This is a genomic window from Actinomyces massiliensis 4401292 (assembly GCF_000269805.1).
GTDB lineage: Bacteria > Actinomycetota > Actinomycetes > Actinomycetales > Actinomycetaceae > Actinomyces > Actinomyces massiliensis.
Window position 1 is genome coordinate 252,025 of the sequence record NZ_JH711481.1, and the last position, 25,194, is coordinate 277,218.

At 67.8% G+C, this 25,194-nt stretch carries 24 protein-coding genes; 10 read left to right on the forward strand and 14 right to left on the reverse strand.

From position 1 onward, the window contains the following. Positions 1-75 precede the first annotated feature (75 nt). Positions 76-2,424, reverse strand: coding sequence for a GDSL-type esterase/lipase family protein (locus W5W_RS0101100; protein WP_238533214.1), 2,349 nt, complete (start codon positions 2,422-2,424; stop codon positions 76-78). Positions 2,425-2,679: 255 nt separating this feature from the next. Beyond that, on the reverse strand, positions 2,680-3,138 hold the full coding sequence (locus W5W_RS0101105) for a hypothetical protein (protein ID WP_008730404.1): 459 nt from the start codon (positions 3,136-3,138) through the stop codon (positions 2,680-2,682). Between the two features lie 448 nt (positions 3,139-3,586). Between W5W_RS0101105 and W5W_RS15180 the strand changes: the two genes are divergently transcribed. The 4 genes from W5W_RS15180 to hemB all read left to right on the forward strand — a co-directional run bounded on the left by W5W_RS15180 (position 3,587) and on the right by hemB (position 8,378). Then, complete coding sequence (locus tag W5W_RS15180; RefSeq protein ID WP_017194000.1) at positions 3,587-5,302, forward strand: protoporphyrinogen/coproporphyrinogen oxidase; 1,716 nt, start codon at positions 3,587-3,589, stop codon at positions 5,300-5,302. A 12-nt stretch (positions 5,303-5,314) separates the two neighbouring features. Continuing rightward, positions 5,315-6,385, forward strand: coding sequence for a hydroxymethylbilane synthase (hemC, locus tag W5W_RS0101115; RefSeq protein WP_017194001.1), 1,071 nt, complete (start codon positions 5,315-5,317; stop codon positions 6,383-6,385). Further along, positions 6,382-7,221, forward strand: a complete 840-nt coding sequence (locus tag W5W_RS0101120) for a uroporphyrinogen-III synthase (RefSeq protein ID WP_008731133.1) — start codon at positions 6,382-6,384, stop codon at positions 7,219-7,221. The genes hemC and W5W_RS0101120 overlap by 4 nt, the downstream gene beginning before the upstream one ends. Before the next feature lie 65 nt (positions 7,222-7,286). Beyond that, on the forward strand, positions 7,287-8,378 hold the full coding sequence (hemB, locus tag W5W_RS0101125) for a porphobilinogen synthase (RefSeq protein WP_017194002.1): 1,092 nt from the start codon (positions 7,287-7,289) through the stop codon (positions 8,376-8,378). 608 nt (positions 8,379-8,986) lie between these two features. Here the strand turns inward: hemB and W5W_RS0101130 are convergent. Then, complete coding sequence (locus W5W_RS0101130; RefSeq protein WP_017194003.1) at positions 8,987-9,331, reverse strand: hypothetical protein; 345 nt, start codon at positions 9,329-9,331, stop codon at positions 8,987-8,989. 352 nt (positions 9,332-9,683) lie between these two features. Between W5W_RS0101130 and hemL the strand changes: the two genes are divergently transcribed. Next, the gene (gene hemL / locus W5W_RS0101135; protein ID WP_017194004.1) at positions 9,684-11,135 is read left to right on the forward strand and encodes a glutamate-1-semialdehyde 2,1-aminomutase; all 1,452 of its coding nucleotides are present in this window, start codon (positions 9,684-9,686) and stop codon (positions 11,133-11,135) included. A gap of 244 nt (positions 11,136-11,379) precedes the next feature. Further along, positions 11,380-11,625, forward strand: a complete 246-nt coding sequence (locus tag W5W_RS0101140; RefSeq protein WP_008731131.1) for a PspC domain-containing protein — start codon at positions 11,380-11,382, stop codon at positions 11,623-11,625. Between the two features lie 67 nt (positions 11,626-11,692). On the opposite strand, the gene W5W_RS0101145 is transcribed toward W5W_RS0101140, so the two are convergent. Next, entirely contained in the window at positions 11,693-13,000 is a 1,308-nt protein-coding gene (locus tag W5W_RS0101145; RefSeq protein WP_017194005.1) for an alpha-amylase family protein, read from the reverse strand. 39 nt (positions 13,001-13,039) lie between these two features. Between W5W_RS0101145 and W5W_RS0101150 the strand changes: the two genes are divergently transcribed. Further along, complete coding sequence (locus W5W_RS0101150; protein ID WP_017194006.1) at positions 13,040-13,660, forward strand: TetR/AcrR family transcriptional regulator; 621 nt, start codon at positions 13,040-13,042, stop codon at positions 13,658-13,660. Between the two features lie 1,035 nt (positions 13,661-14,695). Here W5W_RS0101150 and W5W_RS0101160 read toward each other — a convergent pair. The 4 genes from W5W_RS0101160 to W5W_RS0101175 all read right to left on the reverse strand — a co-directional run bounded on the left by W5W_RS0101160 (position 14,696) and on the right by W5W_RS0101175 (position 17,644). After that, positions 14,696-15,580, reverse strand: coding sequence for a macro domain-containing protein (locus W5W_RS0101160; RefSeq protein WP_017194007.1), 885 nt, complete (start codon positions 15,578-15,580; stop codon positions 14,696-14,698). A 210-nt stretch (positions 15,581-15,790) separates the two neighbouring features. After that, positions 15,791-16,282: a Dps family protein gene (locus W5W_RS0101165; protein ID WP_029573992.1), complete on the reverse strand. Its 492-nt coding sequence runs from the start codon at positions 16,280-16,282 to the stop codon at positions 15,791-15,793. 204 nt (positions 16,283-16,486) lie between these two features. Beyond that, positions 16,487-16,861: a thioredoxin family protein gene (locus W5W_RS0101170; RefSeq protein ID WP_008731137.1), complete on the reverse strand. Its 375-nt coding sequence runs from the start codon at positions 16,859-16,861 to the stop codon at positions 16,487-16,489. Between the two features lie 84 nt (positions 16,862-16,945). Then, entirely contained in the window at positions 16,946-17,644 is a 699-nt protein-coding gene (locus W5W_RS0101175; RefSeq protein WP_162829710.1) for a 4'-phosphopantetheinyl transferase family protein, read from the reverse strand. Positions 17,645-17,954: 310 nt separating this feature from the next. On the opposite strand from W5W_RS0101175, the gene W5W_RS0101180 reads away from it, so the two are divergent. Then, positions 17,955-18,395: a MarR family winged helix-turn-helix transcriptional regulator gene (locus tag W5W_RS0101180; protein ID WP_017194009.1), complete on the forward strand. Its 441-nt coding sequence runs from the start codon at positions 17,955-17,957 to the stop codon at positions 18,393-18,395. Positions 18,396-18,416: 21 nt separating this feature from the next. Next, the gene (locus W5W_RS0101185) at positions 18,417-19,013 is read left to right on the forward strand and encodes a DUF998 domain-containing protein (RefSeq protein WP_017194010.1); all 597 of its coding nucleotides are present in this window, start codon (positions 18,417-18,419) and stop codon (positions 19,011-19,013) included. A 53-nt stretch (positions 19,014-19,066) separates the two neighbouring features. On the opposite strand, the gene W5W_RS16500 is transcribed toward W5W_RS0101185, so the two are convergent. Then, entirely contained in the window at positions 19,067-19,891 is an 825-nt protein-coding gene (locus W5W_RS16500) for a hypothetical protein (protein ID WP_238533215.1), read from the reverse strand. A 44-nt stretch (positions 19,892-19,935) separates the two neighbouring features. Beyond that, positions 19,936-20,649, reverse strand: a complete 714-nt coding sequence (locus W5W_RS15905; RefSeq protein WP_029573994.1) for a hypothetical protein — start codon at positions 20,647-20,649, stop codon at positions 19,936-19,938. A 1,265-nt stretch (positions 20,650-21,914) separates the two neighbouring features. Here W5W_RS15905 and W5W_RS0101200 point away from each other — a divergent pair. Then, positions 21,915-22,667: a hypothetical protein gene (locus tag W5W_RS0101200; protein ID WP_017194013.1), complete on the forward strand. Its 753-nt coding sequence runs from the start codon at positions 21,915-21,917 to the stop codon at positions 22,665-22,667. 738 nt (positions 22,668-23,405) lie between these two features. Here W5W_RS0101200 and W5W_RS0101205 read toward each other — a convergent pair. The 4 genes from W5W_RS0101205 to W5W_RS0101220 form a co-directional block, all read right to left on the reverse strand. Next, positions 23,406-23,960 (reverse strand): GNAT family N-acetyltransferase, encoded by a 555-nt coding sequence (locus tag W5W_RS0101205; RefSeq protein WP_017194014.1) that lies wholly within the window; start codon positions 23,958-23,960, stop codon positions 23,406-23,408. 206 nt (positions 23,961-24,166) lie between these two features. Further along, positions 24,167-24,538, reverse strand: coding sequence for a hypothetical protein (locus W5W_RS0101210; protein WP_238533216.1), 372 nt, complete (start codon positions 24,536-24,538; stop codon positions 24,167-24,169). Between the two features lie 216 nt (positions 24,539-24,754). Continuing rightward, entirely contained in the window at positions 24,755-24,889 is a 135-nt protein-coding gene (locus W5W_RS16780; protein WP_017194016.1) for a hypothetical protein, read from the reverse strand. Next, positions 24,886-25,071: a hypothetical protein gene (locus tag W5W_RS0101220; RefSeq protein WP_017194017.1), complete on the reverse strand. Its 186-nt coding sequence runs from the start codon at positions 25,069-25,071 to the stop codon at positions 24,886-24,888. The genes W5W_RS16780 and W5W_RS0101220 overlap by 4 nt, the downstream gene beginning before the upstream one ends. Positions 25,072-25,194 lie beyond the last annotated feature (123 nt).

Consider the following 25,194-nt stretch of genomic DNA (forward strand, 5'->3'; position numbering starts at 1 on the left):
GACCTCCGGGATTTCCGGGACTCTCGCGACTCCCGCAGCCATCGCCAGAGCGTCGGCGGGATCGGGACGAAGCCATCATCTCCTGCTGCGACGATGGATGCACATGGCCATGCTGATGCCGCCGACGACGATCAGGGCTGCGGCCAGGGCCGCGTCAGGGGCGCTGATGCCCGTGCGCGCAAGCATGGCGGACCCGCCGGCAGCACTGCTCGAGGAGGGCACCGACACGACCACCGGAGAGACGACGGCGATCCCGGGGTCTGCGGAATCGCCCAGCGCGCCGGAGGCATCATCGGGCGCAGCAACAACCGGGGCGGAGGAGGCGTCCGGAACAGTGCGATCGGCGGCGGGCACGGCACTGGGCGAACCGGCGGCGGGATCAGAAGGATCGGCGGGATCGGCGGAATCATCCGTGGGCGCGGAGGCGCCGTCGGCGACCTCGCTGACCCCGGCCTCATCCTCGTCCGGGAAGCCCGGGGAGGAGTCGCACTCGTCCCCGACGCCGTCGGCGTCCTCATCCGTCTGCCCCCAGTTGTTGATGTCGGGGCAATTGTCCGATTCCCTCGGGGTCTGATCGCCGTCATCGGTGACCATGATCGGGGAGGTCGCCATCGCGCTGAGCCCGTCGGACTGAGTCGCGCGCACCCCGACAACGCCCTCGAACTCGTCGGGGAAGGCATGCTCGACCGTGGGCGCGGTGGTGGTCTGGTCGTAGGCGCCGTCGCCGTCGAAGTCCCACTCGTAGGAGACGATCTGGCCGCTCGCGGCGTATGAGGCCGAAGCGTCGATGGTCAGCGAATCGCCGGCCTGGATGACGTAGTCCCCCTGGATCCAGGCGAAGGGCTTGGAGGTCTCCGCCGCCATGGCGCCGTCGATCAGCCCGGCCAGATCATCAGGGGAGCTCGAGTCCTCCACGCTCCCGCCGCTGGCGGAGGCCAGCGGTTCGAGGGCACTGGACGCGCCGGAGGCGTCGGGCGAGCCGGACGGGCCCGCAGTGCCGCCAGTGCCGCCGGCTCCTTCGGTGCCGGCGCCGATGGCGTAGATGCTGACCGAGTCCGCCTCGTAGGCGGCCCGGGCCACCGAGGCGGTGGTGTAACCGGTGACGGGCTCGGGGTCATCGGCCGGGGCGTCCCCGACGACGATCACCTCCTTCCTGGCCTCGGACCTCCAGTTCAGGCCCACCGCCTGCATGACGCCGGAGTAGGCCGGGGCACTCGAATCGCCGACGGCACCGGCATGACCGGCGTCGCCGCCCTCGAGGGCCATGGACTCCAAGGAGTCCAGCCCGCTCTCGATGGCGGCCGGATCGGCGGTGAAGTCCACATCAGTGCGCGCCGATCGACCACCGGCATCATCGGGGGAACGCCCCCCGTACGAGACCAGCGCGAAGCGGTAGGAGGATGAGGACGCCGCGGCCTTATCCGCGATCGAGCGCATACTCGCGCGCACGGCGGCCACGTCGTCGGCCATGGAGTCCGCGGCATTCACCGCGAAGACCAGGTCGAGACCCGCATTCGCGGGTGCGACCGGCTCGGCATTACCGGGCACGCCGACCTTCTCCTCGATCAGCTCGGCGATCTGCTCGTGACCGATCTTGTTGGGATGGTAGAACATATTGGGATCGAGGCTGAAACGCGATGTCGTTCTGCCGTCATTCCCCCGGACGCCCTCGGTCTCCATGAATTCGTTGATCCATCGGTAATCGTTCCTTCTAGCGGCCGAGGGATCGGGCTCGTGACCGGAGAAAGCGGTCGGCGTGGAATCGATGTAGGTGACCTTCAGGGTGCTGGAATGCACCGTATTCCACTCATCGACCAGTGCCGACTGAGTCTCCTTCGCCTTATCGCTCAGGCTCCGCACTCCAGTGCCGGCATCATATGAGCCGCTCGCATCGGCGAGAGAATACTCCTTGTCCATCGACAGATACGGGTAGCCCACCAGCACCACCTGCGCACCGTCGGGCAGCTTCGCGTCCAGTTTCTCCAGAATTGTCCTGGTCTGCGTTCTCACGCTCGGCACGGCCGTACCGCCCTCGACGGCCTCGCTCTCCATACGACTATCCGCATTCTCGACGACCTCCCGGCAACCCGAGGCGCTTCGGAATCCGAGCGAGAAGCAGCGTTTGACGATATCCCCGAAGCGCACGTCATTGCCGCCGATCGTCAGCATCACCAGATCGGTGTCAACGGACATCTTGCCGATCTGCCCGTTCATGACGTCACTCGTCGTACTGCCACTGTGGGCAAGATTCGTCAGGGTCGTGTGCGCACCGCGCGCATTGAGCCAGTCCACGTAGTGGTGCGCCCAATTATTGCGGCTGCGGTACGCCTTTCCCCCCGAATCGCCCGGATCCTCCCGCTCATAGTCACCGGCACCATTGCCCGCCGAATAGGAATCACCGAGCAGAGTGATGTTCAGCGTCACGTTCTGCTCATCCTCCACGCCATTGTTCACGCCATTCTGCGCGGTATCCTGTACAGCCGCCTCGACCGGCGCCGCGATTGATAGCGGCCCCAGGAGCGCGAGAAGCAATAGGACTGGGGTCAGCGCAGGAATCCGTGCAGAAATCCGTGCAGGTACAAGAGCACGAGATCGTTCTATCAGGTTCATCAGGGATCTTTCGTAGGGAAGGTCGGAGGAGAAGAGCGATGAGTTACCAGCGCGGCTTTCGTGGCGGCCCTAATAGAAGAGCTCCACCTGGACAATGGTGGAGAGCGGATCCGTCGGAGGGGCCTGCGGGTACCGGGTAATCGACAGTCCCATCGCCGCCCCTTTCAGGGGGCCGGGGCGGCCGCCGATCCACATCGAGGGGAACGAAGGATCGGGATCGGCGGCCCATCCCTGCTCCTGCGCATAGGCGACCAGTCGGCCCATGAGATCCTCCGAGGTGGAGCCGTCCTCCTGGAAGCGGCGGGTCAGACGCATCCGTGACAAGGGCTCGATCGAGAACCAGCTGCTCGGCTCGGTCTCCTCGACCCCGAATGCCCGCAGCCCCAGCAGCGTGGTCGAGGACATCGGATCGGCCCTGAGTGCCCGCAGCTTGACCCTGTCCCTGGTGAAGTACCCCGCGGGTCCGTAGGCCCAGCAGTACAGGCCCCCGCCGGCGACAACCACGCCTCCGGCCAGCCATCCCAGCATGCACCGGCGCGACAGTCGCCCTCGCGCCGATGACGCCAAAGGCGTCGATAGCACTGGCGGTGTCGACGAGGCCGACGATCTTGCCGGCCCTGACGTGCCCGCTGGCTCCAACACCTCTGCTGACGCTGCGTCTCCTGCGTCGGCTGAGTCCGCCGAGTCAGCTGTGTCTGCCGATGCGGCGGGTAGGGCCTCAGGCGCGCCGTCGGACAACGACACGGGGCCACGGGACGCAGCATTATCAGGAGCCAGGGAACTCACAACTGAAAGCTAACGAATCAGCCGCATGACGTCAACGCTCGCGCCAGCGCCATTCGCAAGATCACCTGTACAGTTTTTCTACGACCTCCGGCTAAGGCGCACAGCACCTTCTGGTCTCCTACAATTGTTTCCCGCAATCGTCCCTGGCCTCATTCTCCGGCCTGTTCCATCGACAGGACTGCACAGAACAATGACGACTCCCCCCGACGGCGCCGCGGAGCGCCCCGGCAATTCGTCGAGATCGGTCCGCTTCCGCACCGAGATCGGTCTGACGCGTCCTGAGCCATCCGACCGCTCGGACGCCGGAGAACCCGTCGAGCACTGGGACGCCCTCGTCGTCGGCGGTGGTATCGCCGGACTGACGGCCGCCTGGGAACTGGCCCGCGCAGGACTGCGACCCCTGCTCGTCGAGGCCCGCGGGTACACCGGGGGGCTCGTCGCGGCGGGCATGATCGCCGGAGTGCGGATGGACCTGGGGGCAGAGGGCTTCGCCATGCGGGGCGACGCGGTCATCTCGATGGCAGAAGCACTGGGCCTGGAGGTCATCGGCCCCCAGGGCGGCGGGGCGCATCTCTTCCTGCCTCCGCGCCCCGACGAGCCGGAGCCGCCCCCATCAGCCGACGACCCGGCCCACGGGTGGCGACTGCACCGATTCGTCCGCAACGCCGTCCTCGGAATCCCCGCCCACCCCCTGGCCGACGACGTCGTCGCCCTCATCGGCCCGGCCGCCGCCGAGCGGGCGGCTCGGGACGCCCACCTGGGCGACATCGGGACGCGCCCCGGCGATCCGGCGGACCTGGCGTCCTTCGTACGGGCGCGGATGGGCGACGCCGTGCTCGACCGCCTCGTGGGTCCGATCGTCGCGGGCATCCATTCCAGCGACCCGGCCGCACTCGCCGCGGACACGGTCATCCCGGGGCTGCGGGCGGCCACCGCCCGTCTGGGATCGCTGCAGGCGGCCGTCGCCGAGGCTCTGGAGCGACGGCGGGCCCGCGGGCGGAAGGCGGACGCGACGATCGCCGGCGGGCTCTCGCGCCTGACCGACGCCCTGCGCTCCGCCGTCGAGGACGCGGGAGGCCGCGTGCTCACGCGCACCGGTGCGCAATGGCTGCGGCCGGCCGCCGCCGGAACGGGCGGCGAATCCGCTGACGCGCCGGGCACCCGGCCCCTCTGGGATACGGCCATCGCCCCCACGCGCCGCGGCGCGACCCCCTCCGACGAACCGGTTCCCGCCGGTCCCGTCCGCATCGTGCGCACGCCCCGCGTGGTGCTGGCCTGCTCGGCGCCGGCCGCCCGACGACTGCTCGACGGCGCGGGATGCACCGGCGCCGGCCTGTTAATCCCGTCGATCCCATCAATCCCGGTCGGCGCCCCGATCGCCCGCTTCATGCTCGTGGCGCGGGTCCCGGACCTGGAGGGCGCACCGGTGGGCTCGGGCCTGCTGGTGGCCGAGGCGGAGTCCTGCCCGGTGCGGGCCAAGGCCCTGTCGCACCTGAGCGTGAAATGGCCGTGGATCGGAACGGAGCTGGCCGCCCGGCACGGCCCGGACGTCCACGCACTGCGCCTGTCCTACGGGCGCCCCGGCGAATCGCGGCCCGATGTGGACCTGGATCGCGCATTGGCGGATATCCGGGTCCTCACCGGCAGGCGGATCGCCCCGGACGACGTCATCGACTCCGCCCTGGTGCGCTGGGACGGCACGCTCCCGCCCGCCGCCCCCGACCACCGCGAGCGCGTGCAGCGCCTGCGCGCCCGACTCGAGGGGATCCCCGGCCTCGTGCTCACCGGAGCGTGGGTCGCCGGCACGGGGATCGCCGCCGTCGTCGAGGACGCCCGCCGACAGACCATTGCCATGACAGGTGCCGACGCAGGTAGCCTGCCGGTAGCCTCAGCGTCGATTCATTAAGAGGAGTGACTTGTGACAAAGCCCGCGACCAGGACCGCGACCCGGACCGTCAGACTCGGTACACGCGGCTCGGCGCTCGCCATCACCCAGTCAGGGCTCGTCGCCCACATGATCGCGCAGCGAGCGGCCGAACTCGGCCTCGACCTCGCCGTCAAGATCGTTGAGATCCGCACCCTGGGCGACGCGGACCCGACCTCCTTGACGGAGCTCGGCGGCATTGGGGCATTCGCGGCGGCGCTGCGCGAGGCGCTGCTCGACGGCGACTGCGACCTGGCGGTTCATTCCCTGAAAGACCTGCCCACGACTCCGGTGCCCGGGCTGCGCATCGCCGCGGTGCCGCCGCGGGAGGACCCTCGCGACGCCCTGTGCACCGTGGGCGGCGCCGACGGCCGCCGTCTGGCGCAGCTGGCACCCGGAGCACGCATCGGAACGGGTTCTCCGCGGCGCGCCGCACAACTGCTGGCCGCGCGCCCCGACCTGCAGATCGTGCCCATGCGGGGCAATGTGCCCACCCGCCTGTCGCGGGTCCTCGGCAAGGGCGTGCGGGAGGACGGTCCCATGGGCGCGGCGCGCGAACCGGATCTCGACGGCGTCGTCCTGGCCCTGGCCGGCCTGCAGCGCCTCGAACTGGGCGGTCACGTCAGCGAGATCCTGCCCGCCGGCACCGATGGAGAGGACCCGGTCATGGTGCCGGCCGCGGGACAAGGGGCGCTCGCCGTGGAAACACGCGAGGGACTGGAGCGGGAGGACCCCGAACTGGCACAGGTTCTGACCCACCTCGACAGCCCTGACACCCGGGCGGCCGTGACCGCTGAGCGCGCCGTGCTGGCCGAACTCGATGCGGGCTGCGCCGCCCCGGTGGGGGCCATGGCGATGCCGGCCGTGGCGGGCGGCGACACCCTGCGCCTGCAGGCGGTCGTGGCCTCGCTCGACGGCCGCACCGTGCTGCGCGAGTCGGCGACGGCGCACCTGGATGAGGCCGACGTGCTGGGAGCGCACGTCGCGCAGGCCCTGCTCGCTGCGGGCGCGGACACGATCACCGACCTGCACGCCGGCCTTCCGACGAGAAGAGGTCGGCCGTGAGCGAGGCGGGAGCGCCCCAGGGCGTCCCCGGACTCGTCACGAGCTCCGCCGGATCCGCACGGCGCGGCCCGCTGGCCGGCCGCCGCATCCTGCTGCCGCGGGTCAAGAGGAAGGACGCGCTGGCCGCCGGACTGCGGTCGGCGGGCGCCGAGGTCGAGGCCGTCGAGGTGACCCGCACGATCGCCGGCCCTCCCGAGCCGCGGGACCGCGCCGGAGCCGCACTGGCCTCCGGAGCGTACTCCTGGCTCATCGTGTCCTCACCTCGCACACTGGCCCACATCGACCTGACCGGCCTGCCCGCCGCCACCGGCCTGGCCATCGTCGGGGCCGCCACCGCCCGCTTCGTCGAACGGGCGCTGGGGCGCCGCGCCGACCTCGTGGCAACCGGCTCATCGGCAGCACTTCTGGAGCTCGAGCCCCTATCGACCGGCCCGGAGCCGGGCGCCACCGGTGCGGCGAGGCGCATCCTGCTCCCGGGCTCCGCGCTGCGCGGCACCGCCCTGATCGACGGACTGTCCGCGACCGGTTGGGAGGTGGACCAGGTGTCGGTCTACACCATGGAACCGCTGGACCCGGCCGAGCTGCCCGACGGCTTCGCCCAGCGCTGGGCGGAGGGGGCCTTCGACGCCGTCGTGCTCACGGCGGGCTCCTCCAGCCGGGCGCTGGCCGGACTCGTCGGGCTGCCGCCGGCCTCCACGCGAGTGGTGGCCCTCGGGCATCCGACGGCGGCCTCGGCCGGGGAGGCCGGTTACGTCGTCGACGTCGTCGCCGACTCGCCCACCCCACCCGGCATTCGGGCCGCCGCCATCGCCGCTATTGCTGCACCGTCCGCTTGATTCAGGCTCATCACCCAGGTCCCCCAGGCATCCGACCCCGTACAAGCCCGTACAAGAAGGCACTCATGACCAATCCTCCGACCGACCGCACAGGCCCCCTGCCCGATCCGCGCGATCCGGCCGCCTCACCGGCCGCCGGCGTACTCACGAGCCGGGGCGTTCCGGCACCGGCGGCGCCCATCGTGCGGCCCCGGCGTCTGCGGCGCACACCCGCCCTGCGGGGACTGATCGCCCAGACGCGCCTCAGCCCCGCCCAGCTGATCCTGCCCGTCTTCGTGCGCGAGGGCATTGCCGAGCCGGTCCCGATCGGCGCCATGCCCGGCGTCGTCCAGCACACCCTGGACTCGCTGCGCCGCGAGGCGGTTGCGGCCGCCGAGGCCGGCGTCGGGGGGATCGACCTGTTCGGGGTGCCCGCCGTCCGCGATGAGGCCGGCTCCCGGGCCTGGGCCGAGGACGGCATCCTCAACCGCGGAATCGCCGCGGTCCGCGCCGAGGTGGGCGACGAGGTCGTCGTGTGCGCCGACACGTGCCTGGACGAGTTCACCAGCCACGGCCACTGCGGGCTCGTGCGCCCCGGGCCGGGACCGCGCGCCGGGGAGGTCGATAACGACTCGACCCTGGCGCTCTACCAGGCGATGGCGGTGAGTCAGGCGGAGGCGGGGGCGCACATGGTCTCGCCCTCGGGCATGATGGACGGGCAGGTCGCGGCGATCCGCACCGCCCTGGACGCGGCCGGGCGCGACGACGTCGCCATCCTGGCCTACTCGGCGAAGTACGCCTCGGCCTACTTCGGGCCCTTCCGCGAGGCCGTGGGATCCACCCTCACGGGCGACCGGCGCACCTACCAGCAGGATCCGGCCAATCGACGCGAGGGGCTGCGCGAGGCGATGCTCGACGTCGAGCAGGGCGCGGACATGGTCATGGTCAAGCCGGCCGGGCCGTACCTGGACGTATTGGCCGACGTCGCCGCCGCCAGCCCCGTGCCGGTGGCCGCCTATCAGGTCAGCGGCGAGTACGCGATGGTCGAGGCGGCCGCCGCCAACGGCTGGATCGACCGCGAGCGCGTCATCGCCGAGTCGGTGCTCGGGATCGTGCGCGCGGGCGCGGATACGGTGCTGACCTACTGGGCGCGCGACATCGCCGAAGGGCTCGGCTGAGCCACGAACCCGCTAATCCCCTCGAGATCGGTCGAGTTCCGCACCGAAATCGGTCGTACTCCGGCTCGAGATCGGTCGAGTTCCGCACCGAAATCGGTCGTAACCCGCGTCGAGATCGGTCGCGCTGCTGCGGACCTGCTGCTCGCCGACGGTTCTGAGGTGCGGCATGTGGCCTTCGCCCTCGACCTCGTCGTGCGCGCCTCGACGTCAGGTCGGCCGGGCTAATCAGACCGATCTCGAGCCGGAAGTGGACCGATCTCGGCGCGGGACGGCGGTTTTGCAGAGCTTGTCGAGCACCCCGGCACACGCCGGCATCAGTAGGGCCGGCCCGCCGCGATCCAGCCCGACTTCGACGACTGATTCCGACGGGGAGCGGACCGGGTCGGGCGGGCCGCCCTGAATGTCAACTGCTATTGACGGCGTGAGCGTACCTTCGTTGAGCGAACGTACTTTTCTCCCATTTTTCTGAGCTTTACCCCCAGAAGGATGGGAGAAAGGTCCGCTCGTGTTGGAAAGGTACGTTCACCTTCCGGGCCGTCTCCTCTCCTTCCTCCCCCTCGCGAATCTCACCATGCCGGCTTCATGGCCTCGGCACGGTCCTCGCATCCCTAGCCCGGGGACGTCGGAAACGCGAGCTGGAACGCAATGGGCTCGTCATCCGCCACCATCTCCAGCGACGCACCACCGTGGACCGCGTGCGCGTCATCGCAGAGCTCGTCCCCGACGACGTCTACGACCTCGTCGTCGTAGTGATGCAGTGATAGTGATGCAGTGCGGGCAGCTGCCAGAAGCTCTGCCGATCCTGGCCCGCGATGCGTCCCGGTGCCGGGCGCATCCCGCTTCAGGCTCTCGTCCTGCTCGGCGCCAAGACGAGCCTGGGCCGACTGGCTGCAGCCGACCACTGCCGCCACGCTCCCGACGAGGCGCGCCTTCTCGACGGTGCTTTCAAGCAAGTCGTGCGGGAAGCCTCGACCCCGCGGCCCGCCTGGTCGGAACTCAGGAGGCAGGCCCAGCTCAGCAACCGACCCCCGCTTGCGGACGGTTGGCCCCAAAGGCGTCCGGGAGCGTCCGGGAGTGCCGAAGGCGACCGCAGGGCGCGCGAATCTGCGCCGCCCTTGAAGGCACTCCGTCGCAGCACCCCGGTGGTATCGCGTATCCGCGGGCCTCGCCGCGACGCCCGATGAGCCGGCGGACGGGCCGACTCCCAGTAGAGTCCGAGTAGCAACCATCCGCCACCGACGGCACATCGGCCCGGCCCGGCCCAGAACCGGCCGGTGCGCCGTCCGACCCATGACAGCAGGAACGATGACGCCCTCGCACTCGACTCCACTCACCAACGCCTCCCTCTTCGACGCCGCCCGCGCCGTCATCCCCGGAGGAGTGGACTCCCCCGTGCGCGCCTTCGGCTCTGTGGGCGGAACGCCCGCCTTCATCACGGGCGCTCGCGGCGCGCATGTCTTCGACGCCGAGGGGCGCAACTATGTCGATCTGGTGGGTTCGTGGGGCCCGGCGCTGCTCGGTCACGCCCATCCCAGCGTCGTCGAGGCCGTGCGGGAGGCGGCATCCCGCGGCCTGTCCTTCGGGGCGCCGACCGCCGCCGAGACCGAGCTGGCCGAGGCGGTACGGCAACGCGTGCCCGCGGCCGAACGGGTGCGCTTCGTGTCCACCGGCACCGAGGCGACCATGACGGCCGTCCGCCTGGCGCGCGGGGCGACCGGCCGCGACCTGGTGGTGAAGTTCGCCGGCTGCTACCACGGGCACAGCGACGGGCTGCTCTCGGCGGCCGGATCAGGGGTGGCCACCGGCGGCCTGCCCGGCTCCGCGGGGGTGCCGCAGGCGGTGGCGGCGCAGACGATCGTGCTGCCCTATAACGACGTCGCCGCCCTGGAGCAGTGCTTCACGATGCGCGGCGACGACATCGCCGCCGTCATCCTCGAGAGCGCGCCCGCGAACATGGGGATCGTTCCGCCCGTGCCCGGCTTCAACGAATCGGTGAGGCGGGTGACGGCGGCCCACGGCGCCCTCATGATCGCCGACGAGGTGCTCACCGGCTTCCGCGTGGGTCCGGCCGGGTTCTGGGGCCTGGAGTCCCTGGACGGATGGTCGGCCGATGTTCCCGGAAGCGTTTCGAACATTGCCGCGGCAGCGGCGGCCTCCGCGCCGTCGTGGCCGGGGGCGGACTGGCGCGAGCGGGCCGCCTGGGTTCCGGACCTGCTGACCTTCGGCAAGGTGGTGGGCGGCGGGATGCCGCTGGCGGCCCTCGGGGGCCGGGCCGACGTCATGGACCTGCTCGCCCCGCTGGGGCCCGTCTACCAGGCGGGCACGCTCTCCGGCAATCCGCTGGCGACTGCGGCGGGAATCGCGACGCTCACCCTGGCCGATGACGCCGTCTACGCGACTGTCGCGCGGCGCGCCCGGGAGATCGGGGAGGTTGTGAGTACGGCGCTGGACGCCGAAGGGGTGGCGCACCGGGTGCAGCGCTCGGGTTCGCTGTTCTCGATCATGTTCGGTCCCGATGCCGCCGCGCGCGGGGTGCGCGACTACGACGAGGCGCGCGCCCAGGAATGCTGGAGATTCGGGCCCTTCTTCCATGCGTTCCTGGAGGCGGGGGTGGCGCTGCCTCCGAGCGTTTTCGAGGCCTGGTTCGTCTCGGCCGCGCACGGCGACGCCGAGCTGGATCGCATCGCCCGGGCAGCGCCGTCGGCGGCGCGGGCCGCGGCCACGGCGCAGCCCCCGACGGCTGAGCCCTCGGTCTGACTCGCTCCTCCCGCCGCCCGCCCCTTCGCCGAGATCGGTCCACTTCCGGCTCGAGATCGGTCGTACTCCGCACCGAAATCGGTCCACTTCCGCCTCGAAATCGGTCGTACCCCGCACCGAGATCGGTCCACTTCCGCCTCGAGATCGGTCCGGACGCTCCGTCCGCGGCGCATCGAAACCAACCAGGGAGGTTTCAGGGGACTCCCGGATACCGGCCGGGGCCGGAGTACGACACGATTGACCCATGACGCAGCACTACCCGTCCGACCCGCACCTGTCCGCCCGTACCGAGAGCTGGCGCTCCACTCTCCCCCGACGCTCGCGCAACCATCTGCTGGTGGGCGTGTGCGGCGGCCTGGCCGAGTACTGGGGCGTGAGCCCCACGATCGTGCGCCTTGGCTGCCTCGCCCTGGCCCTGCTGCCGGGCCCGATGTGGGTCGCCTACGTCCTGGCCTGGATTCTCATGCCCGGACCCGACGAAGTCCTCTGACCCTCCGCCGTCCGGGCCTCATCAACCGTGGCCCGCTGCCCGCCGCCCACGGCCCGCCCGACCGTGATCAGCTCCCGTGCTCCATCACGAGCGCCGGCTCTCCCGGCGCCTCCACCTCCGCCCGAGGTACCGGGTCGAGGCTGAGGCGCACCCGGATGCGCCGCCCCTGGCCCCCGACGGCGTCGTACTGCATGAACCGGTTCTCCAGGGCGATGCGCTCGGTACGGCCGCGCACGAGCCACGGGTGACGACGCCGCAGCCCGATAAGAGCCTGGTGCCACCGGTAGAGCCAGTCGCCGAGGGGCGAGAGGCCCTCGGGCCCGGGAGGCAGCACCGGGCGGACCTCGTCGTCGCCTCCCGGGCGATCCGTTTTCACGCCGCGGAAGGCCTGTTCATCGCCGTAATAGATGGAGGGGATCCCCCCGACGGTCAGCAGGATCGTGACGGCGAGCGCAGCCTTGGCGTCGCCGATGCGGCTGGCGAGGCGGGTGACGTCGTGGTTCCCGACGAAGGTCAACGGCACGAAGGCATCCAGGAACGCGTTGTGGCGGTTCAAGCACCAATCGAGTTCGAAGAAGTTCTCATCGAGCAGGCAGCTCCATATCGCCTTCCACAGCTCGTACTGGGTTAGTGAATCCATGGAGGAGCGCTCGACGATGCCGGCGTAGTCCCCGTGAATGACTTCTCCGACGAACCAGGCGTCGGGGAACTCGCTGCGGACCCGCGGCAGGACCCGGGCCCAGAAGGACGGCGGAACCGCATACGCCGCGTCGAGCCTCCAGGCGGAGGCGCCCCGCCCCAGCCAGTGAGACAGGACGGATACGGCGAGATCGGCGACCTCGTCGTTGTCATGGTTGAGCACCGCCAGTCCTTCATGCCCTTCGAAGACTGCGTACCCGGGCGAGCCTGTTGGGGAGCCGGAATCACCCGGGCCGTCGAAGTAGAAGAGACGGCGCTCGCCGCCGCCGGCGACAGCGGCCCGGAACAGCGGGTGGGCCGTGCCCACGTGATTGAGGACGCCGTCGAGCATGAGCGCCACGCCCCGGTCCCGGCAGGCCTCTGCGAGGCGGTCGAAGACGGCGTCGTCGCCGAGTCTCGGATCGATGCGGAAGTGGTCGGTGGTGTCGTACCCGTGGGTGCTCGCCTCGAAGATCGGCCCGAGTGCCAGACCGCTGGCGCCCAGGTCGACGAGGTAGTCGAGCCATTCGACGAGGCTCTCGAGACGGGGTGCGGGCGCCCCGTCGGCTGGGCCGGCCGGCCGGATCGGGGCTCCGGTGGCGCCCAGGGGATAGACGTGCCACCAGATGCCGTGCTCGACCCATGCTGGGAGGCCCCGATCGCCCGCTTCAGTTATTCCAGTACCCTCACTACTCATGCTAGTGAGGGTACTCACTAGCATGAGTAGAATGCAACCATGCCGACCAGATCCGACCGCCGTCCTCGTCTGCGCATGGACCCCGACGAGCGCCGGCAGCTCATCCTGGACGCCGCCAGGCGGGCCTTCGCCACGCAGTCCTACGAGGAGGTGTCCCTGTCCACGATCGCGAGGGAGGCCAAGGCCTCGGAGGCTCTCGTCCACAAGTACTTCTCGACCAAGGGCCGGCTCTACGGCCGGGTGCTCGCCCTGGACGCCGAGGACCTGGCCGAGCGCACACAGCAGGCTGCCGATGCCATGGCGGACAGCAGCACCGCCCGCGACCGCATCCGCACCTCGATCGGCGTCTACCTCGACTTCATCGCCGAACGAGCCCGCGGGTGGGCCGCATATCAGATGCTCGCAGGCCACGAGCCGAGTGAGGCCGCCGAGGTCCGCAGGCGTGCGCGCGAGGCTTCGGTCGACGCACTGCGCACCCTGATCGGGGGCGCCGACGACGCGCGCACCACCTTCGCACTGTGGGGATATCTGGGCTTCCTCGACACCGTCTGCCTGGAGTGGACCTCACGAGGCTGCCTCGCGAGCGACCGACCCGCACTGACCGACGCCGCCCTGGGCTGCCTCGAGGGAGCGCTCGGGGCGACGGGCCTCGGCTGCTGAGGGCAGCGGTCGGCCCGGTTCACCGGCCCGAAAGCGGTCCACGATGCCGGCCCGGCGGCCCGCCGAGCGCAGCTGCGCCCGGCGAAGTGGTCACCCCGCACACCTTCAGCCCTCCGGGCGACCCGATCAATCCGGCCTCGGCGCCTCAAGATCACCCCGCACACCTTCAGCCCTCCGGGCGACCCGATCAATCCGGCCTCGGCGCCTCAAGATCACCCCGCACACCTTCAGCCCTCCGCGCTGCCCGGACCGCACAGCAGAACCTCGGAATCACACTGACCTCCACCATGCCCGAGGCCATCAGCCGACTTAAAAGTGCGCGGGATGATCACTTCTCCCACCCCGGGACCGGTCAGTCATCGGGATGACCGACCCTGGACCGGCAGGCACAGCCACCAGGCATGACGGGCCGGCCCCGCACCGGAACGTCAACGTACCTTCTCAACATGAACGTACTTTTCTCCCATCCTTCTGGGAGTAAAGCTCAGAAGGATGGGAGAAAAGTACGTTCGCGCGACAAAGATACGTTCACATCGAGCCGCTTGCTCCACCCGGCACGGCTCAGCAGACGTCGCCGGCGGACAGGTCAAGCTCGACCGGGAAGCAAAGCACGGCAGAGTCATGGGACACCGCCCACCGCCAGCCCGGAATCACTCACCTAGGGCGACCGCACATCACCGCGTTCCGCTCGCACTCAACTCGCAAACCCGCACACCAAGCCTGGTTGCACATGGGAGAAAGGCAGCCTTATGAAGCAAGGGCTACTTTTCCTTGATATTCCATCACTTCCTCTAGTCCATCAAGGTCAGTTGACGGTCTCCCATGTGCGCGGAGGGGGCCTGCGCACATGGGAGCGGCTCCTCCTCGACGGACGACATAGCAATTCCGCATGATTCCGCGGTTCATAATGCGACGTGCCACGCATGAATGTGCAACTCTACCGGCCCGGCACCTGCGGATCCCTCCACGGCCGCGTCGCCGCAGGCCGAACCTCTGGCCAGTGACCACGAGACGCCGGGGTCTCTCACGGGACGCTCAGCGTCTGCGGTAGCGGTATGGGCGCAGGGCCTTCTCGTAGGCGTCCACATCCTCCTGCGAGAAGGCGCAGATGACGATGCGCGGCCCGGCCTCGGGGTGCGCCTCCAACCACCGGTCAATGACCGAGAGCACGAGCGGCGCAGCCTCCTCCTTGGGGTAGCCGAAGGCGCCCGTGGACACCGAGCACAGGCCGACCGAGTCCAGCCCGGCCTCGGCGGCGAGATCCAGGACAGACCGGTAGGAGCTCGCCAGAAGCATGCGGTGCTTCTCAGTCACCTCGCCCTCGACGATCGGCCCCACCGTGTGGATGACGTGCTCGGCCGGCAGGTGGTATCCGTTGGTCAGCAGCGCACGGCCGGTCTCCTCCGGGTGACCCGCGCGCCCCTCCATGTATGCGGCGCATTCGGCCCGCAACCCCGGTCCGGCCACCGCATGGATGACGTTGTCGATGCAGGTATGGCCGGGCACCCAGCATCCGAGCATCTCGGCATTGGCGGCGTTGACGATGGCGCCCGCCCGCAACGTGGTGAGGTCGCCCCGCCATAGGGCGACCCTCTCCCCCATCTGCCCGCCGACACCGTGCGTGACGAACAGGTTCGACACGGCCAGCGCAGCGGGGACGCCGGCGTCGAGAACGCGCTGGGCGACCTCGGCGGCGAGCATCTCGTCAAGATCCTCGCGAACGTCGTCGTCGGTGATGGGCCGGGGAGGGCGAACCGTGAGCAGGCCGTCGAGAAGGCGGCGCAGTTCCACCGGCGGGAGCTCGGCGAGCGCGGCGGGCGGCGGGAACGCAGCGACATCGCCCGCCTGGACGGCCTCGGTGGCGAAGTGCTGCGTGAGGCGGATCAGACGTGCGACGTCGGCACGTGCGGTGAGCGGCATGCACTCAGGTTAACGGGCGATTGACGGGGATGCGCCGATACCGGGCCGACTCGACTCATATCGGAATGGGTCGCAGCACTCATTCGCACAATCCGGGAAACGCGAGGTTCCGCCCCGGGATCAACCGATCTCGAGGCGGAACCGGACCGATCTCGACGCGGATTGCGACCGATCTCGGCGAAAAGGGGCGGACGGAGCCGCGCGGAGCGCTCAGGCGCTGTAGTTCTGCGCGGACAGGAACCAGCTCTGCTGCTCCAAACGCTGGGTGTAGTCCTCCAGGATGCCGGAGGAGGAGGGGTCGGCCTCGTCGACCGAGTCGTGGATGTCGCGCAGGGTCGTGGTGACCGCGTTGATGGCGGACACGATGTAGTCGACGGCGTCGGAGGTGATGACACCGCCCTCGGGGGCCTGGGGCACCGAGGTCTGGGCGGCGACCGTCGAGGGACGGGCGTCGGGGTAGACGTTGATGGCGCGCATGCGCTCGGCGAGCTCGTCAGAGCCCTCGCGCGCGATGTCGACGACCTCGTCGAGGTTGAGGTGGAGGTCGCGGAAGTTCGGGCCGACGACGTTCCAGTGGATCTGCTTGCCGACCAGGCTCAGGGCGGTGATGTCCACCAGCGCGCGCTGAAGGTCGGCGCGCAACTCCGCATTGGCCGTGAAGGCGGGGGCGACGGGCGGGTTCTTGACAGTCTTAGAGCTCATGGAGACAACCATACAATCCACAGCACTCAATGGTCGTATCTTATCGCTCTCAGGGAACAGAGCGAAGGCTCGCCTATTGGAGCCCGAGTACCTAGCGCCGGGCGCCGGGCGCCGACGGGCATCGAAGAGCCCGAAGCCCCTTGACGCCTCTGCCGGCCCAGCATCCCCGACCCCGACCCGCGGAGCCCCGTCGGAAGCCGGCCCTCAGCCCTGCTCGTTCGCCTTCTCCTCGGCGATCTTCTTCTTGAGCTCGACCATGTCGAGCTCACGGACCTGGTCGATGAGGGCGTCCAGCGCCTTGGGCGGCAGCGCACCGGCCTCGTGGTAGACGAGGACGTCGTCACGGAAGGCCATGAGGGTCGGAATGGAGGAGATGCCCAGTGCGCGCGCCAGTCCCTGCTCGGCATCGGTGTCGACCTTGGCGAAGGTGATGTCGGGGTTGGCCTCGGAGGCCCGCTCGTAGACCGGACCGAACTGCATGCACGGCCCGCACCAGGACGCCCAGAAATCGACGAGGGTGATGCCCTCGCCGCGGACCGTGCTGTTGAACTCCTCGCCGGTGATGTTCGTGGTGGCCATGTGATTCCCTCCGGATAGCGCGCTCGGCGCATGCGTTCGGTTCATTCGATCGTTCAGCAGGCCCAACACCCGCGAGTGCGGCGCCTATTCCACACCTTCCCAGCCTTCCGGTTCCGCAGCCCTCCCCGCAGCCTTCCGGGACCACGACGACCGCGCCCGCAGCACCAGGGCACTGCGCAGGATCCCGTCCCGCACCCGCCATGCCCCCTGGATACGTCCCCGATGAGCCTCGGGGATCAGAAGGCGAACCCGAAAAACCCCCTCCGCATCGATCTCGACCTCCGCATCATGAAACCCGAGCCATGTTCTTTTCGCGGGGAACCAGGCTTTATATATGCTTTCCTTGATACTGAAGAGAAGCCGGTCGAAGGCGACGTCGGGGCATTTCTCGCACATGGCCCGCACATGCTCCGCCTCATGACTCGACGCCACCATGGCGAGAACATCTCGGGGCAGCGGAGCATTGGGCTCCGCATCAATCCCCACCGCGGCCGCGTCTCGCACCAGCGCCACGGCCGCGGCGCGGTAGCCCTGACAATGAGTCATACTGCCGACCACGCCGTCGGGCCACGCCGGCTCACCATGGCGGCCGGGCACCATGACCGGACGCTCCAATCCCAATTCCCGCAATGCCCGCCCCGCGCAGTAGCGAACCGTGGTGAATTCCGCGCGACGCTTCTCAACAGCAGTGGCGATATACGACTGCTCAGCGGGATACAGCATTGTTGGAATATCGCGCCCGGTTTCCACAAGCGTGACCGACGGCGGCACCAGCGCATGCATTATTGCATCGCCCCCTCAGATTGCGGCGGGCCTTTTAGCCGTGATTTCTTCGCATCGCGCGACCATCACGCGAAAAGTTCCCGGCGAGTCTACCGTCACGGAAGACCGAGCCTGGCTGCCGGCTGCCGGTCGGCGGCCGTCGGCTGCCTGCACCGGCCGTCTGCCGTCGGCTGCCCGCCCCAGCCATGGCCCAGCGCCGGGCGGGGCGAGCCGAAGCCGGGGCGGGCGGACCTACAGCGGCGGCCACGCAGCCGCCAGAACCCCGCTCCGGGGCTTGCACCCGAGCAACTTAAGACCTTAAGTTACTCACATGGACCTGGCCTTCGAGCTTCACGACCTCGTACTCACCCTCGACCGGACGGCCGAGAGATTACTGACGCCGCACGGCTTGAGCTACAACCGCTACGTCGCCCTCGTCGTTATCGCCGAGCATCCGGGCGTCACCGGCCGCCTCCTGTCCAATGCGCTGCGCGTCTCCGAAGCCGCAGCGAGCGGCATCGTCCGCTCGCTGCTCGCAGCGGGCCTGATCGACGACGTCGCCCCGGGCGGTGCGGGACATGTGCGGCACCTGCAGATCACCCCTGCGGGATCCGCTCTCGTGGAGCAGTGCTCTCAACTGCTCGGCTCCTCGCTGGACGCTCACGCCCGAGCGATCGGAATCGATCCGCAGTCTCTCGCGCACACCATCCGCGCCTTGCACGACGAGCTGCGCACGGGCGGAAGAACAACCACAACTGAAGAAGATCACTGAAGAAGATCAAGGAGCATCATCATGCTGACCGCCCTTGCCGTCCTCGCCCTCATTCTGGGAGTCGTTCGGCTCGTCATGTTCATCGCTCTCCATGTGGTACCGAGCGAGTACAACATCGTGAACCACGCGGTGAGCGACTATGCGGTGGGGCCGACTCGAAAGCTCGGAACGGCGATGACCTGGACCTCAGCCGTTTTCTGGGCCGTGCTCGCCGGGGCGGTGATCGTCAGCCCGTCCTTGACGGAGAAAAGTGTGGCGATCTGGCTCCTGGTACTGACCGTCCTCTTCGTGGCTCTGCCCTTCCTTCCCACCGATATCGAAGGGCAGCCGGCCACCCTGATCGGGCGCCTTCACCTGGTAGCCGCGGTGGCCTGGTTCGCCATCAGCTACTCCTGCATGGGCAACTTCGTCAGAATGCTCCAGCCAGTCGCGCCGCAGGGGCTCGTCTCATTCCTGGTCGGGACCCGTTGGGTGACCATGGTGTCGCTGATCGCCCTGGTCGCGGCACTGGTCATCACCCCGGCGAGGAAATACGCCTTCGGCATTTCGGAGCGAATCTTCCTCCTGGCCGTCAACGCCTTCTATCTCGGCGTCTCCCTGGGACTCGCACTCATCTGATAGCCGTGCCGGCGGGCGGGCTTGAGGGCTTGCCGGGCGCCCGCCGGCACTTGTCAGTGCTTGATGGGAAGGGTCGTGCTTCCCAGGTCTCGCACGGAGGCGAACAAGGAATCCTCTCGAGCCTTCACCTCGACCTGGCAGAGCACCGAGTCGCCCGAAGTCAGCCGACTCACCTTGATATCGCGAGCGTCGGTTCTCGCGTCGCGACGAGCAAAGGCGCTGTACTTCTCATCGCAATTCACGTCCGTGGCACCCTCATAGAAAATCTCCGCACTATGCTCGGCATCGCATGAGGCCGCCTGCCCCTGATAGCTGAGGCACCTGCGGAACTGGCCGCCGTCGTTATAGCCATTCCGGTCAGCATCGGTTGTCCACAGCTCTTTGAGAGTGGCCGATGGGAGATCGGAGCCGCTTGCGGCTTTGACGACGCAGAGCGACGCTCCGCTATTGAGCGACCCAACAGTCAGATCCGCATTGAGCACGTCCATTCCGGGAACTCCCCCAAGATACGTCACAAGAGAATCGGAATCGCAGGAATTTCCCGTAGCCGGCGAATAGACCTCTGCGGTGTGCTTGACAGAGCAGGCGACCGCGACGTCATCCCGATAGCACCCCGCAGACATTTCCGGAGCACCCGAGGAAGCTGAGGAATCAGCGGAGGACGGCGCCGCGTCGGGGGCAGTCCCGCCGCCCGGTCCGGTTGAGGTGGGAGGCTGAGATGCTTGAGGCGGCTCGGACGAGGACAGACTGCACCAGCCCCAGCCGAGACTGCGGCAGGAGGAAACTGCGCTGGGAAAGCCGACGACAAACGTCACAATCACACCGATAATGGCGATGGCAAGGGTCGAGAGCGAAAAAACGATCCCCACCTTCTGCATGGTGCTGAGCTTACGGAACCGCTCTGCAAGACGTCGCACAGCGCCTACGGCTCCAAACGCATCCCGTAGAGAACCGCCGTGATCTCGTCGCGGCACATGGTGCCCTCCTTGGGCTGGCACGTCAGAACGATCTTGAGTGCATTCACATTCGTTGCATCCACCTCAACGGGGCGGGTCTCATTGAAGGGAACCTCGATGATGCTGTCGTTGGCACCATTCTTATTCACCTCGACATGAAGCGTCTCATCCGAGGACTTCGAGTTATTCGCCTGGCCGACATTGAATGTGAATTTCTCATACCGGTTCGCCAGCCTCAGCTCCGCCTCGACCTTCTGACTTCCGGAACCGACGGTCGCACCCACGCCCTTCTGATCGGTAAGCGTTGCCACATTGTACAAACCATCTTTCAAGACATGATCATCGGGTTCGAAGAAGTCATTAACCGCCAGATCGCGACCCTTCGTTTTTTCCGGGGAGATGTCTCCCGGCGTTGCGCTCCCGTCTCCCGTCGGCATGGCAGATGGCGCCGCAGAAGACGCGGGCGAGCCGCCGTCAATGGCCGTCGGCGAAGGAGAGGGTAAAAGCGTGGGAGCATCCGAGGGAGGAATGGGATCCTCGGCAACAATAGGCGACGACGTCACTGAGGAAACAGCGCCGGAATTACCTACCCCGCCCGAGCATCCAGTGAATCCGATAATAACGGAGACTGCGAGAGCGGTCACCTTCCAGGGAATTTCAGGGACATATATGAAGTTCATCTTGCGAGCGTACCAAAGGGCTGACCCCGCTCACAACGGCGGCCTCACCGGGCCGGCAGGAGAGCGGGAGGGGAACCGACCGGCACCTAGGATCCAGAACCGACTCCAGCCGCCGGAGAGTCCTCGCTTCTTCGCGGAATTCCAGGCAAGAAGAAGCAGACAATACGCACCCCGAGATCGTTATTCGATTGTGATTCTCGGTGCTGCGGCGCTCCCGTCGGGGCCGTCCGAGACGCCATGTAGCAGCGTTCTACGACGACGCGAAGGGCCGCCCCGACGGGCTATAGATCTGGCAGCATCAAAGATGCCCGGCCGCCGTTCCAGAGGGTGACCGAGCCACTCGCATCCCTGTTGCCGCAATGCCCGGCGATACAGGCGATCGCCAATTGCAGGCACCACAGCCGCCCCGCCCCCGCAGGCATCAGCAGCACACAGGACACTCGGGCAACGAGCGCATCGCCCTGTCGAGATCGACAGAGTGGGGCGGAACCGAATCGATCTCAGCACGAGAGCGGGATGCTTATTCATAAGCTCTCTTGTGTTTCCGCAGGTTGTGCGTGTTTTGCGGGGAGATGTTGGACAGTCCTCAAGAGTCGTGGGCGGGAGGCGCGGTTGGTCGAGCCCGGGGCGCCTCGGTAGCGGAGGCCGGAAGTGGCGGGGGTTCCGTCAACGAAGGCTGCCGCTCTCAACGCTGGCTTCATCCCTGATGATGAGGGCCCCGGCCCGCGTGATCGGCCCCGAAACCGCATTAGTGGCGCAACCCCTCGTCCACGACAAGGCCCACGCCCTCGAGCGCCCCGCCCCAGCCCGGCCCGCTCCGGGGCGGCCCTGACTCTGGTGCCGGCACGGCGCAGTGAACGCGCCAAGTGTCCAAAACGGAGGAGATCAGCCCGGACACCATGCAATGCAACACCGAAGGCACACCGGAAACACACCGAAAACACGCCAAAAACACCAGCCCATCGCATGGTCTCTTGAAGACACCCACGCCACCGAGGCTTTAATCCCCTCCGTTTTGGACACACCCAGCCCAACAACCCCCGACAACCGACCCCACCACCACGCCGGCCCCACCGAAAACAACCGACACCTAGAAACCCACGAATAAGCTCCAGCCCCAGCACCGCAGTTCTCCCCCGCCCCCCCCCGTTCACTTCCGAGTCCGCAAGGAATCCTTCTAATGACCCTTCACCGAGCATCCATCGCAACGATAGACTCGAAGCCGCCTGCATCATTGCCGTATTCTTCATACCCGGGAAGACATCATGCCGGTTACCAGACAATCGGGCCTTGACCAGTCGGATCTCCTGCGCACAGCTCCGGCAGTACTCCTAACCATCGGCTTGACCGCCCTCCTGACGGACAGCCTGGGAACAGCAAGCCACCTCTCCCCCGACGATGCCCGCGACCAGCTGGGCATCGTCATCACCACCGCCGTCGTATCCGCCGTGCTCGCCGCAGTGGTGGGCACGAGTGCAGGCACAGCCGCCGTCTGCGCCACCGTCCTCGTCTCATGGGGTGCCGGAGCACATTTCCTCCTCGACATGAACGACGGCGACCGGACCGCGATCAGTTGCATCGCGGTGGCCGGGATGCTGTGGGGGTTGAGCATGACCTGCACCGCCGACGAGGCCGTGATCAAGGGCGACCGTGCACTCATCTCCAGGCGTCAGGCCATCCTGCGAGACCCCACTATTCTCATGGCCGCCTTCTTTCTGTCATCTCTGGCGGCGGGCGGCGTCGAGGCGACGCTTGCACTGTATGATAATGATACTTATCATCATGAAACGATAGTCGTCCTTTGCCTCCTGGGTCTGGCCGGCGCCGCCCCGCTCGTGTTGGCCCGAGACACTCCACTCGCCCCGGTTTTCTTCGCCTTCACCTTGTCCATCTGGGCGGGGCAGTTCTCTGCGCCAGACTCCACGACAGTGCTGGCGTTCCAGATGGCCGCGATCGCAGTCGCCCTCTCCGTTCCTCTGATGATCCGTCCTCGCGTGGGCAGAGCCGCACCTGACTGAGCCGGGGCGGACTGAGCCACGAGCACCGGGCCGTCAGCCACCAATCTGACCGCGCCGAGTCCGGCCATCATCCTGGGACGGCCGAGCCGTTCACGCCCTGTTGTCGCAGTGCCCGGCGGTACAGGCGGTCGTCATTCGACGTCTGCCCGCTCAAGGAGCGATTTCCGAGTACCTGGATGGGCGGCCGCGCGGGGACCGCACATGGGAGAGAGACGGTCGAGACCATCAAGAGCCGCTTTTCATTGGTATATCAAGAATCCTGGCATCTCCCGGAGTCTGGCCGCTGAGCTCCCATGTGCAAGCAGGGGGGGTCCATGCACATGGGAGCTGCCGACGGTCGATTGTCGGAATCCTTTTCCCGCATGATTCCGGGGTTCTGTTCAGCAGAGATCGCAGCTATGTGTGCAACATCCCGATTCGGCGGTCGCGCGACTCCGATTGAGCCCCCGCAGGCATCACGACCGTCTCCCCATGGACATCGCCGCGCGGACCACTCCGAAGACCATTCGCCCAGCCCCGGTCAGCCCCACCCGGACGAGGTTGAAGGCCCCACCCACGCGGCCGGCCTTTCGCCTCCACGCGTCAGTACCGACGGGCCGGGTTCAGAAGGCTCGGCGTTATCCCCTTAATTGCCCCGTCATTCGCCCCCATCAACGGCTGCGTGACAGCTCAGCCCGGGTGGGGTTGAGCGGGTCCGGCCAGGGATAGCCGGCGAACATGGCCGGCGAACGAGGAGTTTCAGTCCCGCATGAGCGAGGTCGGGCGGAGCCCCAGGGTGAACCAGTGCACCAGTCGACGGAAGGCGATGGGATCGAAGTCGCCGTCGGCCATGACCGAGTAGGTCTGCTTGCCCTCACGAATGCGATACCCGGTCAGAGTGAAGCCGGTCCGCTCATAGAAGGACCGGCGACGGCGGCGCTGCTCGATATTGGGGGCGCCGTCATCGAGCGGCTCGATCTCCAAGACGATCGTGCGCCCCTCCGCCTCCTGCCGCAGGTGGCTCAAGATGCGCGACCCGTAGCCGCGCGAGCGCACGGCATCGTTGACCGCGAAGTAGAACAGCCAGAGCATGGTCGGGCGACTGACCGTGTACGTGAGTCCCACGAGGGCGCCGTCGTCGAGCCAGGCCCGGAGCCTGACGTCCCGACGCAGCGACATCAGGCGCATGTGCCACAGCGGGATCCGCTCCTCGCTCGGGAAGGCCCGCCGGTACAGGTCGATGACCTCTCGGTACTGGGGCAGCCGTCGCGTCACGTCTCGAGACTCCAGATCAACGGTGCTCCGCGCAGTCATGCCGCTCCCTCACTTCTGCTGGTGCGCAGACTACTCCGCCGACATCCAAACAGACATTTTCGAATGAGGCCGACGGTGGCACCGTCGATCTCATTCGACAATGTCTATCTCGACGTCGGGCAGCATGAGCAGTCGCCCGCGGGGGCCTCAGTCGCGCAGCGAAGCCGTCACCACTGCCCCTGGTTCGCTATTTCTTTCACACCCCCTTACATGAGGTACAGGAGGTAGAGGAAAATTTTAAAGATCACGCCTACTCCCACGATGTATAGGACTGCTTGAAGGATCGAACCCGGGAGGCTGTCGAAGACGCCTGAGCTCGGGTAGATGATCCGGCCAAACCGGCGTTTCTGCTGGCGGTTGGAGAGAACCTGCTTGCGATAGGCGCGCAGCGGGTGGCCCAGGCAGCTCTCGAAAGTAATGCTCGCACCGTCACGCCCTTCGGTCTTGATGGTGATGTCGATCACGACCTCGCCAGGTGAGGTCGGGTAGGTGGTCTGGCCCATGACCTCCTTGATGCAGCCGAGTCTGCGCTCGGTGACCACGGCCCGCCGGCCGCCCATGCTGCCGGTGAGTGTCACGCTCTGATCCTCCTGAAGCCCGACCAGATCAGTCGGGTCAATCTGGTTAGCGAGGCCCACGGAGGGCAGGGGCTCATAGAGGCTGATCTCCCCGGAGTCGTGGTGGACCTCCACCCAGTAGTCATACCGGCCGGGGCCGACCAGCTCCCACTTCTCCCAGTGGGCGAGGAAGGCGTCCTCGTACTCCTCCTCGTCGAAGTCCTGGGCGGGCCCGCCTTACTCATCCTCCTCGTCGTCCTCCTCGACCTCCTTGAACAGCAGGCACCCCTGGGCGCGCAGCTCCGACTCGGCACCGGCCAGCACGTCGCCGATCGCGAGCTCGGCCTCGGTCTTCGTCTCGATCTCACTCACAGCGACATCCCCGCGCCTGCGGCCTTCTGGACGCCATAGACCCGGGCGAGCATGCCCGCGACCACCGCCGTCGGGGCACTGAGGCGGACAGTACGATGGCTCCACCGCCGTGCCGTCTTGGGCCTCCCCACGACTCTCGTGTCGTCGCATAGGTCATTCAGCGCCTGAGGAAAATAAAGCATGGAGCCATGCTATGGAAAGGCGGCCATCATGCTGGGCGAAGCGCATGGGCAGGAGAGTCCATGCTGGTACTGAATGCTGAAGGCTTATTCGTGGACTCTCTTGTATTTCTGCACGTTGTGTCT

Excerpts from the sequence above, each read along its gene's own strand:
- W5W_RS0101180 (WP_017194009.1), top strand. The coding sequence starts at position 17,955 with ATGGACCTGGCCTTCGAGCTTCACGACCTCGTACTCACCCTCGACCGG.
- W5W_RS0101170 (WP_008731137.1), bottom strand. The coding sequence starts at position 16,861 with ATGGCCACCACGAACATCACCGGCGAGGAGTTCAACAGCACGGTCCGC.
- hemL (WP_017194004.1), top strand. The coding sequence starts at position 9,684 with ATGACGCCCTCGCACTCGACTCCACTCACCAACGCCTCCCTCTTCGAC.
- W5W_RS0101145 (WP_017194005.1), bottom strand. The coding sequence starts at position 13,000 with ATGAGTAGTGAGGGTACTGGAATAACTGAAGCGGGCGATCGGGGCCTC.
- W5W_RS0101165 (WP_029573992.1), bottom strand. The coding sequence starts at position 16,282 with ATGAGCTCTAAGACTGTCAAGAACCCGCCCGTCGCCCCCGCCTTCACG.
- W5W_RS15180 (WP_017194000.1), top strand. The coding sequence starts at position 3,587 with ATGACGACTCCCCCCGACGGCGCCGCGGAGCGCCCCGGCAATTCGTCG.
- W5W_RS15905 (WP_029573994.1), bottom strand. The coding sequence starts at position 20,649 with ATGAACTTCATATATGTCCCTGAAATTCCCTGGAAGGTGACCGCTCTC.
- W5W_RS0101185 (WP_017194010.1), top strand. The coding sequence starts at position 18,417 with ATGCTGACCGCCCTTGCCGTCCTCGCCCTCATTCTGGGAGTCGTTCGG.
- W5W_RS0101140 (WP_008731131.1), top strand. The coding sequence starts at position 11,380 with ATGACGCAGCACTACCCGTCCGACCCGCACCTGTCCGCCCGTACCGAG.
- W5W_RS0101175 (WP_162829710.1), bottom strand. The coding sequence starts at position 17,644 with ATGCATGCGCTGGTGCCGCCGTCGGTCACGCTTGTGGAAACCGGGCGC.
- hemB (WP_017194002.1), top strand. The coding sequence starts at position 7,287 with ATGACCAATCCTCCGACCGACCGCACAGGCCCCCTGCCCGATCCGCGC.
- W5W_RS0101105 (WP_008730404.1), bottom strand. The coding sequence starts at position 3,138 with ATGCTGGGATGGCTGGCCGGAGGCGTGGTTGTCGCCGGCGGGGGCCTG.
- W5W_RS0101150 (WP_017194006.1), top strand. The coding sequence starts at position 13,040 with ATGCCGACCAGATCCGACCGCCGTCCTCGTCTGCGCATGGACCCCGAC.
- W5W_RS0101200 (WP_017194013.1), top strand. The coding sequence starts at position 21,915 with ATGCCGGTTACCAGACAATCGGGCCTTGACCAGTCGGATCTCCTGCGC.
- W5W_RS0101220 (WP_017194017.1), bottom strand. The coding sequence starts at position 25,071 with ATGCTTTATTTTCCTCAGGCGCTGAATGACCTATGCGACGACACGAGA.
- W5W_RS0101205 (WP_017194014.1), bottom strand. The coding sequence starts at position 23,960 with ATGACTGCGCGGAGCACCGTTGATCTGGAGTCTCGAGACGTGACGCGA.
- W5W_RS0101160 (WP_017194007.1), bottom strand. The coding sequence starts at position 15,580 with ATGCCGCTCACCGCACGTGCCGACGTCGCACGTCTGATCCGCCTCACG.
- W5W_RS16500 (WP_238533215.1), bottom strand. The coding sequence starts at position 19,891 with ATGCAGAAGGTGGGGATCGTTTTTTCGCTCTCGACCCTTGCCATCGCC.